Annotated in this window: 12 protein-coding genes and 1 pseudogene; 6 read left to right on the forward strand and 7 right to left on the reverse strand. The window is 67.1% G+C overall.

Going from position 1 to position 15,092, the window contains the following annotated elements; translation table 11 throughout:
* The 4 genes from mrdA to ACPUER_RS33950 all read right to left on the reverse strand — a co-directional run.
* Window positions 1-2,120 (reverse strand): penicillin-binding protein 2 (gene mrdA, locus ACPUER_RS33935; protein ID WP_425133225.1); only part of this gene is annotated, 2,120 nt, incomplete at its 3' end.
* A gap of 103 nt (window positions 2,121-2,223) precedes the next feature.
* Window positions 2,224-2,736, reverse strand: a complete 513-nt coding sequence (gene mreD, locus ACPUER_RS33940) for a rod shape-determining protein MreD (RefSeq protein ID WP_006482567.1) — start codon at window positions 2,734-2,736, stop codon at window positions 2,224-2,226.
* Window positions 2,733-3,785, reverse strand: a complete 1,053-nt coding sequence (mreC, locus tag ACPUER_RS33945) for a rod shape-determining protein MreC (protein WP_425133226.1) — start codon at window positions 3,783-3,785, stop codon at window positions 2,733-2,735. The genes mreD and mreC overlap by 4 nt, the downstream gene beginning before the upstream one ends.
* A gap of 126 nt (window positions 3,786-3,911) precedes the next feature.
* Window positions 3,912-4,955, reverse strand: a complete 1,044-nt coding sequence (locus tag ACPUER_RS33950; protein WP_004189550.1) for a rod shape-determining protein — start codon at window positions 4,953-4,955, stop codon at window positions 3,912-3,914.
* A 369-nt stretch (window positions 4,956-5,324) separates the two neighbouring features.
* On the opposite strand from ACPUER_RS33950, the gene gatC reads away from it, so the two are divergent.
* From gatC to ACPUER_RS33975, 5 genes are all read left to right on the forward strand, one after another.
* Window positions 5,325-5,624, forward strand: coding sequence for an Asp-tRNA(Asn)/Glu-tRNA(Gln) amidotransferase subunit GatC (gatC, locus tag ACPUER_RS33955; protein ID WP_072437604.1), 300 nt, complete (start codon window positions 5,325-5,327; stop codon window positions 5,622-5,624).
* A 65-nt stretch (window positions 5,625-5,689) separates the two neighbouring features.
* Window positions 5,690-7,180: an Asp-tRNA(Asn)/Glu-tRNA(Gln) amidotransferase subunit GatA gene (gatA, locus tag ACPUER_RS33960; RefSeq protein WP_425133227.1), complete on the forward strand. Its 1,491-nt coding sequence runs from the start codon at window positions 5,690-5,692 to the stop codon at window positions 7,178-7,180.
* 5 nt (window positions 7,181-7,185) lie between these two features.
* The gene (gene gatB, locus ACPUER_RS33965; protein WP_425133228.1) at window positions 7,186-8,658 is read left to right on the forward strand and encodes an Asp-tRNA(Asn)/Glu-tRNA(Gln) amidotransferase subunit GatB; all 1,473 of its coding nucleotides are present in this window, start codon (window positions 7,186-7,188) and stop codon (window positions 8,656-8,658) included.
* Window positions 8,659-8,776: 118 nt separating this feature from the next.
* Window positions 8,777-9,616, forward strand: coding sequence for a polyphosphate kinase 2 family protein (locus ACPUER_RS33970; protein WP_175963295.1), 840 nt, complete (start codon window positions 8,777-8,779; stop codon window positions 9,614-9,616).
* A 40-nt stretch (window positions 9,617-9,656) separates the two neighbouring features.
* On the forward strand, window positions 9,657-10,430 hold the full coding sequence (locus ACPUER_RS33975) for an exodeoxyribonuclease III (RefSeq protein ID WP_175963296.1): 774 nt from the start codon (window positions 9,657-9,659) through the stop codon (window positions 10,428-10,430).
* Window positions 10,431-10,562: 132 nt separating this feature from the next.
* On the opposite strand, the gene ACPUER_RS33980 is transcribed toward ACPUER_RS33975, so the two are convergent.
* The gene (locus tag ACPUER_RS33980) at window positions 10,563-11,615 is read right to left on the reverse strand and encodes an NAD(P)-dependent alcohol dehydrogenase (protein WP_425133229.1); all 1,053 of its coding nucleotides are present in this window, start codon (window positions 11,613-11,615) and stop codon (window positions 10,563-10,565) included.
* Between the two features lie 229 nt (window positions 11,616-11,844).
* Here ACPUER_RS33980 and ACPUER_RS33985 point away from each other — a divergent pair, with 229 nt between their 5' ends.
* Window positions 11,845-12,813, forward strand: coding sequence for an AraC family transcriptional regulator (locus ACPUER_RS33985; protein WP_175963298.1), 969 nt, complete (start codon window positions 11,845-11,847; stop codon window positions 12,811-12,813).
* A 20-nt stretch (window positions 12,814-12,833) separates the two neighbouring features.
* On the opposite strand, the gene ACPUER_RS33990 is transcribed toward ACPUER_RS33985, so the two are convergent.
* Window positions 12,834-13,886 (reverse strand): M48 family metallopeptidase, encoded by a 1,053-nt coding sequence (locus ACPUER_RS33990; protein ID WP_175963299.1) that lies wholly within the window; start codon window positions 13,884-13,886, stop codon window positions 12,834-12,836.
* A pseudogene (locus ACPUER_RS33995) lies at window positions 13,876-15,060 on the reverse strand (AmpG family muropeptide MFS transporter); the annotation flags it as partial. The pseudogene ACPUER_RS33995 and the gene ACPUER_RS33990, both read right to left, overlap by 11 nt.
* Window positions 15,061-15,092 lie beyond the last annotated feature (32 nt).

Consider the following 15,092-nt stretch of genomic DNA (forward strand, 5'->3'; position numbering starts at 1 on the left):
CTCGCCGGCTGCGCTGCGTTTGCACCGGCCGCACCCGACGCATCGGGCGCCGACGCGGCCGATGCCGCATCCGCCGCGCTGGCCGCGGTCGGCACGACGGGCTGCGGCAGCGTCTTGAAGCCGGCCGCGACGGCGGCGGGCTTGTTCGCATCGCCGATCACCGGTGCATTGACGGGTTCGGTCGCCGACGCCGCGGCAGCCACGGCCGCGGCTTCGTTCTGCGGGTTCTGGCGCTCGACGAGGAAGAAGTCGAGCACGCGGCGCGCGATCGGGCCCGCGGCCTGCGCGCCCCAGCCGCCGTTCTCGACGACCAGCGCCAAGGCGATCTGCGGATGGTCGACCGGCGCGTACGCGATGAACAGCGCGTGGTCGCGCAGATGCTCGGCGAGCAGGTGGCCCTTGTAGTTGGAGCCCTGCAGCGAAAACACCTGAGCGGTACCGGTCTTGCCGGCGGCGAGATACGGCACGCCGCGGAACACCTTGTAAGCGGTGCCGGACGGGTTCTCGATCACGTTCTCCATCCCGCGCTTCACGACGTCGATGTCGGCTTGCTTGAGCGGGATCGTTTCACTTTCCTTCGGCACGGTCAGGCGGCGCCCGCGCGTGATCGGATCCTCGACTTCCTTCACGAGGTGCGGCTTCATCACGATGCCGTTGTTCGCGAGCGTCGCGGTTGCGTGCGCGAGCTGCAGGATCGTGAACGAGTTGTAGCCCTGGCCGATCCCGAGGCTGATCGTCTCGCCGTCGAACCACTTCTGCTGCGCGGCTTTCTTGAACGCCTTCTTCTTCCAGTCGGTCGATGGCAGGATCCCGCGCGCTTCGCCCTGGATGTCGATCCCGGTGATCTGGCCGAAGCCGAACGGCTTCATGAAGTTCGCGATCGCGTTCACGCCGAGGTCGCGCGCGAGCATGTAGAAGTAGGTGTCGTTCGACACCATGATCGCCTTGTTCATGTCGACCCAGCCCTGGCCCGAGCGCACGTCGTTGCGGAACGTGTGGCCGCCGAACGTGAAGTAGCCGGGATCCTGGAACCCCCAGCCCGGCGAGCGCTTGCCGAGCGTCAGGCCCGCGAGCGCCATGAACGGCTTGTACGTCGAGCCGGGCGGGTAGGTGCCGTGCAGCGGACGGTTCAGGAGCGGCTTGTCGGTCGAGTTGTTCAGCTCGTCCCAGGTCTGCTGGTCGATGCCGTCGACGAACGAATTCGGGTCGAAGCTCGGCGACGACACGAACGCGAGCACGTCGCCCGTCTTCGGCTCGATCGCGACGAGCGCGCCGCGCTTGCCGGCGAACGCCTGCTCTGCAACCTGCTGCAACCCGATGTCGAGCGACAGCACGAGGTTGTTGCCGGGCGTCGCCTGCGTGCGCGACAGCGTGCGCACGGGCCGGCCGCCGGCCGTCACCTCGACTTCCTCGAAGCCGGTCAGCCCGTGCAGCTCGGTCTCGTAGCTCTGCTCGACGCCGATCTTGCCGATGTAGTCGGTGCCCTTGTAGTTGTTCGCGTCGCGGCGCGGATCGTAGTTTTCCTGGTCGCTGTCGTTGTCGTCGCTCATCGCGTCGATGCGATCCTGGTCGCGCTTCGAGATCCGGCCGATGTAGCCGATCACGTGTGCGGCCGTCGTGCCGAGCGGATATTGGCGGAACAGCCGCGCGCGCACGTCGACGCCGGGGAAGCGGAAGCGCTGCGCGGTGAAGCGCGCGACTTCCGCGTCGGTGAGCCGCGTGCGGATCGGCAGGCTCTCGAAGTTCTTCGAGTCTTCCTGCAGTTTCTTGAAGCGGCGGCGGTCGCGTGCGTCGATCGGGACGATCTCGGACAGCTTGTCGATCGTGTTGTCGAGCGTGTCGTCGAGCTTCGACGGCGTGATCTCGAGCGTATACGCCGAATAGTTCTTCGCGAGGATCACGCCGTTGCGGTCGGTGATGATCCCGCGGTTCGGCACGATCGGCGCGACCGAGATGCGGTTTTCCTCTGCCTGCAGCGCGTATTTGCCGTGCTGCATCAGCTGCAGGTAGAAGAAGCGGCTCGCGAGCAGCCCGAAGCAGACGAACACGAACACGCCCGCCGCCGCGACGCGCAGGCGGAACTTCGAGAGCTGCTGTTGGGTGTCGTTGAATTCGGTCATGCGGTTGAGCGTCTATCCGACCCGCGCGCGGGCGGGCAAGGTGCCGCCCCGGAGCGCGGCGCGCGGCGGGTTTGGGGGCGGCGGGTATTCAAGGTCGTCCGGCTCAGATGGGGCGCGTGTCGTCCGGATCGACCGGGCGACGTTGCGGCATCAGCAGCAGGTGGCTCGCGATCGGCCACAGCGCGGCCTCGACGAAGCCGTCGACCAGGTAGCGCCAGCCCGGGAACGCGGCGCCCATCAAGAGACGGATCACGAACGGCACGAGCTGCGCGACGACGAGCAGCGGCGTGACATACAGCACCTGCACGCCGATCGGCATCCACAGCACGCGGCGGTGGATCGTGATCGCACCGTACGACAGCAGCGTATAGGCGAGCGCGTGCTCGCCAAGCAGCCCCGCGTCATGCACGTCCATCAGGATGCCGAGCGCGAACGCGACGCCCATCCCGACCTTGCGCGGCTGGTGGATGTTCCAGAACAGCAGCACGAGCGCGACGAAGTCGGGCACGCCGGGCAGGCGGCCCCACGGCATCAGGTTCAGCAGGAATGCGGCGGCGAGGCTGAAGACGATGAAGTACGGATTGACCGGCTGCAGGATGTATTGCGGGCGGTTCATCGCTGGGCTCCTGGTTGCCCGGCCGCGGGCTTCGCGGGTGCAGCGGCGGGCGCGGCCGGCGCGGGCTTCGCGCCCGGCTGGGCCGCGGCTGCCGGTTTCGCGTTCGCGTCGGCCTTGTCGGCTTTCTCGCCCTTCGCGGCGGCTTTCGCGCCCTTCTTGCCGCCCTTCGCGTTCTTGTCGGCGGCCGGTTCGAGCTCGGCCGGGCGCGGCGGGATGTCGTGCTGGTAATGCAGCACGAGCATCTGGCGCGCGCCGCGCACGGCCGCGACCGGCGCGCAGGTCACGCGTGCGAATGCGGTATCGGCGAGCTTGTCGACGCGCGCGACCTTCGCGACCGGCAGGCCGGGCGGATAGACGCCGTCGAGGCCGCTCGTGACGAGCTCGTCGCCGGCGAGGAGATCCGCGCTCGTCGGCACGAAGCGCAGGTCGAGCGAATCGCCCTTCGGCGTGCCGTAGATCACGCTGCGCAGGCCGGTGCGCAGCACCTGCACCGGAATCGCGAGATCGCGGTCGGTGACCAGCGTGACTTCGGACTGCAGCGGGAACACGCGCGTGACCTGACCGACCACGCCGTCCTCGCTGACCACGGGCGCGCCGTTCTGGATGCCCTGCTGCGAACCTTGCCCGACCACGATCTTCTGCGTGAACGGATCGCTCGTGTCGTACTGGATCTCGACCGGCGTCGATTGCGTCGCGATGTGCTGGCGCAGCTCGAGCACCGCGCGCAGGTGCATGTTTTCCTGCGCGAGCACGGCGGCCTGGTTGGCCTGCGTCGACAGTTGCAGGTTGCGCTTGCGGAGGTTGTCGTTCTCGTGGCGCAGCGATGCGCCGGTGACAGCGATGTCGGCCGCGCCCATGAACAGGTCGCGCGGCACGAGCGCCACGCGCTGCAGCGGATAGAGCACGGTGCCGAGCACGCCGCGCAGGATTTCGAGCGTGCTGAAGCGCGCGTCCGACACGAGGAGCGCGATGGCGAGGGCAACGAAGAAGATGAGCCGCGCGAGCGCGGGCGGACCTTGCTTGAAGAGGGGCGGCGGACTGTATTCCATGGTCGGCGCCGGGCGCGTGTGATCGGTTAAATGATGCTCAGACGCGCGAACGGCGCGGCGGTTCGTTCTGAACGAGCGATCCGGCCACGCCGCAGGTGCGTCATATCAACGAAACAGCTTAGACGATCACTCGTACGAGAAGATGCTGCCGAGCTTGTCCATGCGCTCGAGCGCCATGCCCGAACCGCGCACGACGCAGGTGAGCGGATCTTCCGCGACGAGCACCGGCAGGCCGGTTTCTTCCGCGAGCAGGCGGTCGAGGTCGCGCAGCAGCGCGCCGCCGCCCGTCAGCATCATCCCGCGTTCGGCGATGTCGGCGCCGAGTTCCGGCGGCGTTTGTTCGAGCGCGATCTTCACCGACGACACGATCTGGTTCAGCGGATCGGTCAGCGCTTCGAGGATTTCGTTGCTGGAGATCGTGAAGCTGCGCGGAATGCCTTCCGACAGGTTGCGGCCCTTCACTTCCATTTCCTTGACTTCGGAGCCCGGGAACGCGGAGCCGATTTCCTTCTTGATCGCCTCGGCCGTTTGTTCGCCGATCAGCATCCCGTAGTTGCGGCGGATGTAGTTGACGATCGCCTCGTCGAACTTGTCGCCGCCGACGCGCACCGAGCCCTTGTATACGATGCCGCCGAGCGAGATCACGCCGACTTCCGTCGTGCCGCCGCCGATGTCGACGACCATCGAGCCAGTGGCTTCCGACACCGGCAGGCCCGCGCCGATCGCGGCCGCCATCGGCTCCTCGATCAGGTAGACCTGCGATGCGCCGGCGCCGTGCGCGGCTTCCTTGATCGCGCGGCGCTCGACCTGGGTCGAGCCGCACGGCACGCAGATGATGATGCGCGGCGACGGCGAGAACATGCGCGACTCGTGCGCCGTCTTGATGAACTGCTTGATCATTTGCTCGGTGACGGTGAAGTCGGCGATCACGCCGTCCTTCATCGGGCGGATCGCCTCGATGTTGCCCGGCACCTTGCCGAGCATCTGCTTGGCTTCCTTGCCGACCGCCTGGATCGTCTTCTTGCCGTTGGGGCCGCCTTCCTGACGAATCGACACGACGGACGGTTCATCGAGCACGATGCCCTTGCCGCGCATGTAGATCAGGGTGTTTGCGGTGCCGAGATCGATCGCGAGATCGTTGGAGAAGTAGCTGCGCAAAAAACCGAACATTCAGAATCCTGTTTCGCTCTGGGCCGGCCCTGCATAGCGAACGCTGAGGGCGGGCAGCGGAAAAAATAACAGCCTCGGGAAGCGTGGCGGAAGCGACCGCCGCGGCGCACGAAGCTGCGAGTGATGTCTACCGGGGATCGCACGAAGCACGCACGGCTTGCCGAAGCGGGGCGAAACGGTGCGGGAAAAGGCTGCCGGGTTTGGGTCGAACGCGTAATGATACCTTATAATTTCACGGTATTTGAATCGAAACGGGCGGTATTTTTGCCGCTTCGGTCCCGATTTTTGAGGGTGGGATCGCACCCTCCAACCCCCCGCAGCAGCGCTGCTTTCGATGCGCTGCACAGCCTTGTTTTTTCCGGTGATCGCATGGCCCTGACCCTGACCGATGTGAAACGCATCGCGCACCTGGCGCGACTCGAAATGGCCGACGCCGACGCCGAGCACATGCTCGGCCAGCTCAATGAATTCTTCGGCCTCGTCGAGCAGATGCAGGCGGTCGACACCGCCGGCATCGCGCCGCTCGCCCACCCGATCGAACAGATCCAGGAAGTCGCGCAGCGCCTGCGCGACGACGCCGTGACGGAAATCGTCCATCGCGACGACAACCAGCGCCCGGCGCCGGCCGTCCAGGACGGCCTCTATCTCGTGCCGAAGGTGATCGAGTAAGCATTCGACGACAAGCGCGCCGGCCAGCGCCGCGCGCCACCCAGAATTCCCAGGAAAACCACTCAATGCACGCAAAAAGCCTGACCGAACTGCGCGCCGCGCTCGCCGCCAAGGAATGCTCGGCCGTCGAGCTCGCGCAGCACTACCTGAAACGGATCGACGCCGCGCGCGGCCTGAACGCGTTCGTCCACGTCGACGCCGATCTGACCCTCGCGCAGGCGAAAGCCGCCGATGCCGAGCTCGCGCGCGGCGCGGGCGGCGCGCTGACCGGCCTGCCGATCGCGCACAAGGATGTGTTCGTCACGCGCGGCTGGCGCTCGACCGCCGGCTCGAAGATGCTCGCGAATTATGAAAGCCCGTTCGACGCGACCGTCGTCGCCCGCCTGCAGGCGGCCGGCATGGTCACGCTCGGCAAGACCAACATGGACGAGTTCGCGATGGGCTCGTCGAACGAGAACTCGGCGTTCGGCGCGGTGAAGAACCCGTGGGACACGAACGCGGTGCCGGGCGGCAGCTCGGGCGGCAGCTCGGCCGCGGTCGCCGCGCGCCTCGCGCCGGCCGCGACCGGCACCGACACCGGCGGCTCGATTCGCCAGCCCGCGTCGTTCGCGGGCGTGACGGGCATCAAGCCAACCTACGGCCGCGTGTCGCGCTACGGGATGATCGCGTTCGCGTCGTCGCTCGACCAGGGCGGCCCGATGGCGCAGAGCGCGTCCGACTGCGCGCTGCTGCTGAACGCGATGGCCGGTTTCGACGAGCGCGACTCGACGAGCCTCGAGCGCGACGACGAGGATTTCACGCGCCACCTCGGCCAGCCGTGGGCGGCCGGCAACGATGCGGGCCAGCCGCTCGCGGGCCTGCGCATCGGCCTGCCGAACGAGTATTTCGGCGACGGTCTCGCCGACGACGTGCGCGCGGCGATCGACGCGGCACTGAAGCAATATGAAGCGCTCGGCGCGACGCTCGTGCCCGTGTCGCTGCCGAAGACGGAACTGTCGATCCCCGTGTACTACGTGATCGCGCCGGCCGAGGCGTCGTCGAACCTGTCGCGTTTCGACGGCGTGCGCTTCGGCCATCGCGCCGCGCAGTACGGCGACCTGCTCGACATGTACAAGAAGTCGCGCGCCGAAGGCTTCGGCCCCGAGGTGAAGCGCCGGATTCTCGTCGGCGCGTACGTGCTGTCGCACGGCTACTACGACGCGTACTACCTGCAGGCGCAGAAGATCCGCCGCATCATCGCGCAGGATTTCCAGGAAGCGTTCAAGTCCTGCGACGTGATCATGGGCCCGGCATCGCCGACGGTCGCATGGGATCTCGGCGCGAAGGGCGACGATCCGGTGCAGATGTATCTCGCGGATATCTACACGCTGTCGGTGAGCCTCGCCGGCCTGCCCGGCATGAGCGTGCCGTGCGGCTTCGGCGCGGGCGCGAACGCGAAGCGCCCGGTCGGCCTGCAGATCATCGGCAACTATTTCAACGAAGCCCGCATGCTGCAGGTTGCCGACGCGTTCCAGCGCGCGACCGACTGGCACAAGCAAGTTCCGGCAGGAGTGTAAGCACCATGACTCAATGGGAAGTCGTTATCGGTCTCGAGACGCACGCGCAACTGTCGACCGTCTCGAAGATTTTCTCGGGTGCGTCGACGCAGTTCGGCGCCGAGCCGAACACGCAGGCGTGCCCGGTCGACCTGGCACTGCCGGGCGTGCTGCCGGTGCTGAACCGCGGCGCGGTCGAACGCGCGATCCGCTTCGGCCTCGCGATCGGCTCGACCATCGCGCCGCGCAGCATCTTCGCGCGCAAGAATTATTTCTACCCGGATCTGCCGAAGGGCTATCAGATCAGCCAGTACGAGATCCCGGTCGTGCAGGGCGGCTCGATCACGATCCAGGTGCCGGCCAACGAAAAGGCCGGCAAGCCGGCGTACGAGAAGACGGTCAACCTGACCCGCGCGCACCTCGAGGAAGATGCGGGCAAGTCGCTGCATGAAGACTTCGCCGGGATGACGGGGATCGACCTGAACCGCGCGGGCACGCCGCTGCTCGAGATCGTCACCGAGCCGGAAATGCGCAGCGCGGCCGAGGCCGTGGCCTATGCGAAGGCGCTGCACGGCCTCGTCGTGTGGCTCGGCATCTGCGACGGCAACATGCAGGAAGGCTCGTTCCGCTGCGACGCGAACGTGTCGGTGCGCCCGGTCGGCCAGGAGAAGTTCGGCACGCGCGCGGAAATCAAGAACCTGAACTCGTTCCGGTTCCTCGAGGAAGCGATCAACTACGAAGTGCGACGCCAGATCGAGCTGATCGAGGACGGCGGCGAAGTCGTGCAGGAAACCCGGCTCTACGATCCGGACAAGCGCGAGACGCGTTCGATGCGCAGCAAGGAAGACGCGCACGACTACCGCTACTTCCCCGACCCCGACCTGATGCCGCTCGTGATCGGCCAGGACTGGATCGAGCGCGTGCAGTCCGGGATGCCCGAGCTGCCGGCCGCGATGCAGCAGCGCTTCGTCGAGCAGTACGGCGTGTCCGCGTACGACGCGGGCGTGCTGACGTCGAGCAAGGCGATGGCCGCGTATTTCGAGGCCGTGGTCGCGAAGGCCGGCGCCGCGAACGCGAAGATCGCCGCGAACTGGCTGATGGGCGACGTGTCGTCGCAACTGAACCGCGACGGCATCGAGATCGACGCGATTCCGGTGTCGGCGGCCCAGCTTGCACTCGTGCTGCAGCGCATCGCCGACGGCACGATCTCGAACAAGATCGCGAAGGAAATCTTCGCGACGATCTGGGACGAGAAGGCGGACGACGAAGGCGCGGCCGACCGCATCATCGACGCGAAGGGGCTGAAGCAGATCTCCGACACCGGCGCGCTGGAAGCGATCATCGACGAGGTGCTCGCGGCGAACGCGAAGTCGGTCGAGGAATTCCGCGCGGGCAAGGAAAAGGCGTTCAACGCGCTGATCGGCCAGGCGATGAAGGCGACGAAGGGCAAGGCCAATCCGCAGCAGGTCAACGAACTGCTGAAGAAGAAGCTCGGCTGAACATGATCGCGCGCCTGAGCCGCGCTTGACGACGGGCCGCCCCGAACCTGTTCGGGGCGGCCCGTCGCGTTTGGTGGATGCGTTATCGTATGCATCACACCGCCCAACGGAGGAACGAATGGCGAAACAACCGTCGCTCGACGATTTCCGCGTGCCGTATAGCACGCGCGAGAAGGAAGCCGCCGCATTCAAGCTCGATGCGTTCGACCCGGCCGCGAAGCCGTTCTCGTCCGGTTCGAAGGAAGCCGACCGCGAACGGCTGTCGGCCGTGTCGACCGAGCTCGACGTGCAGCAGGAACGCCTGCACACGCAGCAGAAGAAGCGCGTGCTGCTCGTGCTGCAGGGGATGGATACCAGCGGCAAGGACGGCACCGTGCGCGCGGTGTTCCGCGAGGTCGATCCGCTCGGCCTGCGCGTCGTGTCGTTCAAGGCGCCGACGCCGATCGAAGCCGCGCACGATTTCCTGTGGCGCGTGCACGCGCAGGTGCCGGCCGCGGGCGAGCTCGCGATCTTCAATCGCAGCCACTATGAAGACGTGCTCGTGCCGCGCGTGCTCGATACGATCGACAGCAAGGAATGCGAGCGCCGCTACCGGCAGATCCGCGATTTCGAGACGATGCTCTTCGAGAACGGCACGACGATCGTCAAATGCTTCCTGCACATCTCGAAGGACGAGCAGCGCGAGCGGCTGCAGGCGCGCATCGACGATCCGACCAAGCACTGGAAGTTCGACATCGCCGATCTCGACGCGCGCAAGCACTGGGACGCGTACCAGTCCGCGTACCGCGACGCGCTCGCCGCGACGTCGGCCGAGCATGCGCCGTGGTACGTGATCCCGGCGGACTCGAAGACGCATCGCAACGTGATGATCGCCGAGCTGCTGCTGCGCACGATGACCGACATGAAGCTGGAATTCCCGCCGCCGAAGCCCGAGCTCGAAGGCGTGAAGATCCGTTAAGCTGCCACCCTGTAAAACATCGAACTGAACGGAACCCGACATGATGCGAGTGATTACCGCCAACCTGAACGGCATCCGCTCCGCCGCGAAGAAGGGCTTCTTCGACTGGCTCGGCGAGCAGAACGCCGATTGCGTGTGCGTGCAGGAAATCAAGGTATCGGCCGACGACCTGCCGACCGAATTCGTCGAGCCGCACGGCTTCAGGAGCTATTTCCACCACGCCGAGAAGAAGGGCTACAGCGGCGCGGGCGTGTACAGCCGCCACGAGCCCGACGACGTGATCATCGGTTTCGGCAGCAGCGAATTCGATGCCGAGGGGCGCTACGTCGAGGCGCGCTACGGCAAGCTGTCGGTCGTGTCGGTGTACGTGCCGTCCGGCTCGAGCGGCGAAGAGCGCCAGCAGGCGAAGTACCGCTTCATGGACGAGTTCATGCCGCACCTCGCCCAGCTCAAGAAGAAGCGCGAAGTGATCCTGTGCGGCGACGTGAACATCGTCCACAAGGAAATCGACATCAAGAACTGGAAGAGCAACCAGAAGAACTCGGGCTGCCTGCCGGAGGAACGCGAGTGGCTCACGAAGCTGTTCGACGATGTCGGTTATGTCGACGTGTTCCGCACGCTCGACCAGCGCCCCGAGCAGTACACGTGGTGGAGCAACCGCGGCCAGGCGTACGCGAAGAACGTCGGGTGGCGGATCGACTACCAGATCGCGACGCCCGGCGTGGCCGGTACCGCGAAAAGCACGTCGATCTTCAAGGACATCAAGTTCAGCGATCATGCGCCGCTGACGGTGGACTACGACTACAAGAAGTGACCGCCGGCGCTATGCAGCGCGCGTAGCGGTCGAACCATCCGGTCGCCGGATGCAAAACGGGCCGCATGTCGAACATGCGGCCCGTTTCGTTTTTGCTCCGGTGCGGCGATCGTGCGCGCCGCCCGGCGGCGCTCACTGCTTGAGGGACGCCATGTCCACCACGAACCGGTACTTCACGTCGCTCTTCAGCATCCGCTCGTAGGCCGCGTTGATCTGCTGCATCGGGATCGTTTCGATATCCGACGTGATGCCGTGCTCCGCGCAGAAGTCGAGCATTTCCTGCGTTTCCGCGATCCCGCCGATCAGCGAGCCCGCGAGGCGGCGGCGCTTGAAGATCAGGTTGAACACCTGCGGCGACGGATGGTCGTGCTCCGGCGCGCCGACGAGCGTCATCGTGCCGTCGCGCTTCAGCAGGTTCAGGAACGGGTTCAGGTCGTGCTGCGCGGCGACGGTGTTCAGGATGAAGTCGAAGCTGTTCAGGTGCGCGTTCATCTGCGCTGCGTCCTTCGAGATCACGACTTCGTGCGCGCCGACGCGCTTGCCGTCCTCGATCTTCGACGGCGACGTCGTGAACAGCACGACGTGCGCGCCCATCGCACGCGCCAGCTTCACGCCCATGTGGCCGAGGCCGCCGAGGCCGACGATGCCGACCTTCTTGCCGGGGCCGACGTTCCACTGCCGCAGCGGCGAGTAGGTCGTGATCCCCGCGCACAGCAGCGGCGCGGCGCCGGCCGGGTCGAGCGTCTCCGGCACGCGCAGCACGAACGCCTCGTCGACGACGAGCTGCGTCGAATAGCCGCCGTACGTGACGTCGCCCGTCACGCGATCCTGGCCGTTGTAGGTGCCGACGAAGCCGTTCTCGCAATACTGCTCGAGGCCGTCGGCGCAGCTCGCGCAGGTGCGGCACGAATCGACGAGGCAACCGACGCCGACCAGCTCGCCGACCTTGAAGCGCGATACCTGCGGGCCGGTCGCGGTCACGCGGCCGACGATTTCATGGCCCGGCACGACCGGGTAGATCGTGTTGCGCCATTCGTTGCGTGCCTGGTGCAGGTCCGAGTGGCAGACGCCGCAGTAGAGGACGTCGATCTGGACGTCGAGATCGCGCAGCGCGCGACGCTGGAATTCGAACGGGGCGAGCGGCGATTGCGAATCGGTCGCCGCGTAAGCGTAGGTGGTGCTCATGCAGGGGGCTCCTTGTCCGGGAAAAACATCCGGCGAAACAGACTGCCGTCGCATCATGTGGCGATGCGGCGAGGCAGGACGTCATCGTAAGGAGCGCGGCGCCGCGGCGAAATACACGAAGGTCTGGAAGATTTGCCTATTCCTCTCGAATTGCACGCGAACGGCCGTCAAAACACATTCACGGTGCTACATTTCAAGCCAGATTCTCTTGCCGGACAGGACCGCGCCGATGAGCTTCCAACCCCTTTTCGCCGACACGGGCGAGCGCGTGCAGCGCCGCATGATCGAACTGCACACGCGCCTCGCGCCGAACGAGGGCGACACGCTCGCGGCGCTCGACGGCGTGCGCTTCATCCGCGTGAGCCGTCCCGTGCCGCGCATGCCCGTGCTGTACGAACCGAGCATCATCGTGGTGTGCCAGGGGCGCAAGCTCGGTTATCTCGGCGACCGCTCGTTCGTCTACGACGCGCAGCAGTATCTGGTGCTGTCGGTGCCGCTGCCGTTCGAATGCGAGACTTTCGCGAGCATGGACGAGCCGTTTCTCGCGATCTCGATCCGCGTCGATCTCGCGGTGATCGCCGAACTCGCGATCCTGCTCGACGAGACGCTCGGCGCGGCCGCCAGCGAGCCGCTCGGCGTCTATTCGACGCCGCTCGACGCGCCGCTGGCCGACGCGGTCGTGCGGCTGCTCGAAGCGCTCGCGTCGCCGCACGACACGTGTGTGCTGGGGCCGGCAATCATGCGCGAGATCGCGTATCGCGTGCTGACGGGCGCGCAGGGCGACGCGATCCGCGCGGCGCTCGTGCAGCAGCATCACTTCGGCCGCATCGCGAAGGCGCTGCGGCGCATTCACGTCGACCTGAAGGCCGACCTCGACGTCGAGACGCTCGCGCGCGAGGCCGGGATGAGCCTCGCGGTGTTCCACGCGCAGTTCAAGCACGTGACGGCGACGTCGCCGATGCAGTACGTGAAAGCCGCGCGGCTGCATCAGGCGCGGCTGATGATGGTGCAGGACGGAGTCGGCGCCGGCACGGCCGCTGCCCGCGTCGGTTATGCGAGCGCGTCGCAGTTCAGCCGCGAGTTCAAGCGGCTGTTCGGCCGCAGCCCGGGTGACGAAGTGCGCTGGATGCGCGAGAGCGGCAGCCGTCCGGCGGGCGCAGCGTCGGCCAAGCCGGCCGCGGCAGATGTCGGCGCGTGACGATCGGCGTCGCGCGCCGCTCAGCGCCGCACGATCTTGCGTCGCTGCGCGCTGATGCCCGCGTAGTCGGGCAGCGTGTCGATGCGCTTGGCCGTAGCCTTCGCGTACAGCGGCATCAGGTCCGGCAGGCGGTTCAGCAGATCCTGGCGCCGGGCCGTGCTGTACGGGTGCGTGTAGATGAAGCCCGACGCCTTGTTCGCGCGTGTCGCGACCGCGAGCTTGTCCCACAGCGTGATCGCCGCGCGCGGATCGAAGCCCGCGCGTGCGGCGATGTCGCCGCCGATCACGTCGGCTTCGGTCTCGTCGGTCGGGTCGTAACGGAGCGCCTGCAGGCGCTCGCCGAGGTTCAGTGCCTGAGGCAGCGGATCGCCGACGCCGAACAGCGGCGGCAGCGTAGCCGCGCGCAGCGACGTCTGCGAGGTTGCGCTGAAGTTGCTGCGCGCGTGTTCGCGCAGCGCGTGCGCGATGCCGTGTGCGAGCAGCACGCCGAGTTCGTCGTCGTTCAGGCGGATGCGCTCGAGCAGGCCGCCGTACACGAGCACCTTGCCGCCCGGCAGGCAGGTCAGGCGGATGTCGCGCGAGCGGATCACGTTGACGTCCCACGCCCAGTTCTTCACGCGATCGTTCCACTTCACCGAATACGGCGCGAGCTTCGCGACGATCGCGCGCAAGCGCTTCACGCGCGGCTGGTTCGCGCCGAGCAGACGGTTGCTGTCGGCGGCCGCCTGCACGATCTGCGCGTATTCGTTCCCGGTGAGCTGCTCGAGCAGCGGCGACGGAAGCAGCGTACGGAACGCGATCTCGTTGCCGTAGCGAACTTGCTGCGGCGTCGGCGTATACGCCTTCGCCGACACGGCGGCGCCGGTCGGCTGCGCGGCTTCGGCGGCGGACGGCGGGACGGGCGCGGCGGAAGTCGCCGGCGTGGATGACGTTGCCTGCGCAGCGGCCGGCGCGGAGCCCGCCGCGGTCGCGCCGGCGTCGGCCGCGTGCGCGAACCCCGCGGCGAGTGCCGCGGCACCGACGCTCAGCGAAGCCGTAACGCGCGCGACGCGGTGCAGGCGGTTACTGAGCACGGCTGGCCTCGCCGTTGCGTGCGGCACCGTTCCACGGCGCGATCCTGAACAGCAGCAGCATGCCGGGAATCGCGAGCGCGGTGCACACGATGAAGTAGTCGAACCAGCCGATCTTCGCGACGATGAAGCCGCTCGCGGCCGATGCGAGCGTGCGCGGCACCGATGCGAGGCTCGTGAACAACGCGAACTGCGTGGCCGTGTAGCGCGGGTCGGTCGTGCTGGCGATATACGCGACGAACGCCGCCATCGTCAGGCCCGTCGTGAAGGTTTCGACGCCGTACACGATCGCGAGCGCGACCGTCATCGGGCTGAATTGCGGCGCGACGGCAATGCCGAACACCGACAGCGCCGATGCGATCGCATGGCTCGTCGAAACGGTGAAGTCGTAGAGCACCGCGAGCACGGGCGAACCGGGGCCGAGCTGCGCGAGCCACGCGAAGCCGAGCGTCGACACCATCTGCAGCGCGCCGAAGATCCACAGCCCGCGGCCGATGCCGATCTTCACGAGCCAGACGCCGCCGATGATGCCGCCGGCGACGCTCGCGACGAGCGCGGTGGTTTTCGCGACGATGCCGATCTCGGTGCGCGTGAAGCCGATGTCGAGAAAGAACGACGTCGACAGCGTGGTCGCCATCGTGTCGCCGATCTTGAACAGGAAGATGAACGCGATGACGAGCAGCGCGCCGGTCCAGCCGTCGCGCTGGATGAATTCGCGGAACGGCAGCACGATCGCGTCGCGCAGGTTGCGCGGCGGTGCGCCGACCACTTCGGGCTCGCGCACGACGAGCGTCATCAGGATGCCCGGCAGCATGAACGCGCCGGTAATCGCGAACACGACGTCCCACGGCATGTGATCCGACAGGATCAGCGCCAGCGAGCCGGGGATCAGCGCGGCGAGCTTGTACGCGTTCACGTGCACCGCGTTGCCGAGGCCCTGCTCGGTGTCGCGCAGCAGCTCGCGGCGGTACGCGTCGATCACGATGTCGGAGCTCGCGCCGAAGAACGCGACGAGCGTCGTGAGCGCGGCAACCGTCCAGATCGAATCGCGCGGCGACACGAAGCCGAGCGCGGCGATCGCGCCCGCGACCAGCACCTGCGTGAGCAGCATCCAGCCGCGCCGGCGGCCCCGCGGGCCGCCGGGGCGGCGCGGGCGGGAGCGGGCGATCAGCGGCGCCCCCCCCAAAAATCAAGTTAAATGGTAAATGT

The sequence above is a fragment of the Burkholderia sp. DN3021 genome (assembly GCF_049805555.1).
In the GTDB taxonomy this organism is placed as follows: domain Bacteria; phylum Pseudomonadota; class Gammaproteobacteria; order Burkholderiales; family Burkholderiaceae; genus Burkholderia; species Burkholderia pyrrocinia_C.

Excerpts from the sequence above, each read along its gene's own strand:
- mreD (WP_006482567.1), bottom strand. The coding sequence starts at position 2,736 with ATGAACCGCCCGCAATACATCCTGCAGCCGGTCAATCCGTACTTCATC.
- mreC (WP_425133226.1), bottom strand. The coding sequence starts at position 3,785 with ATGGAATACAGTCCGCCGCCCCTCTTCAAGCAAGGTCCGCCCGCGCTC.
- ACPUER_RS33950 (WP_004189550.1), bottom strand. The coding sequence starts at position 4,955 with ATGTTCGGTTTTTTGCGCAGCTACTTCTCCAACGATCTCGCGATCGAT.
- gatC (WP_072437604.1), top strand. The coding sequence starts at position 5,325 with ATGGCCCTGACCCTGACCGATGTGAAACGCATCGCGCACCTGGCGCGA.
- gatA (WP_425133227.1), top strand. The coding sequence starts at position 5,690 with ATGCACGCAAAAAGCCTGACCGAACTGCGCGCCGCGCTCGCCGCCAAG.
- gatB (WP_425133228.1), top strand. The coding sequence starts at position 7,186 with ATGACTCAATGGGAAGTCGTTATCGGTCTCGAGACGCACGCGCAACTG.
- ACPUER_RS33970 (WP_175963295.1), top strand. The coding sequence starts at position 8,777 with ATGGCGAAACAACCGTCGCTCGACGATTTCCGCGTGCCGTATAGCACG.
- ACPUER_RS33975 (WP_175963296.1), top strand. The coding sequence starts at position 9,657 with ATGATGCGAGTGATTACCGCCAACCTGAACGGCATCCGCTCCGCCGCG.
- ACPUER_RS33980 (WP_425133229.1), bottom strand. The coding sequence starts at position 11,615 with ATGAGCACCACCTACGCTTACGCGGCGACCGATTCGCAATCGCCGCTC.
- ACPUER_RS33985 (WP_175963298.1), top strand. The coding sequence starts at position 11,845 with ATGAGCTTCCAACCCCTTTTCGCCGACACGGGCGAGCGCGTGCAGCGC.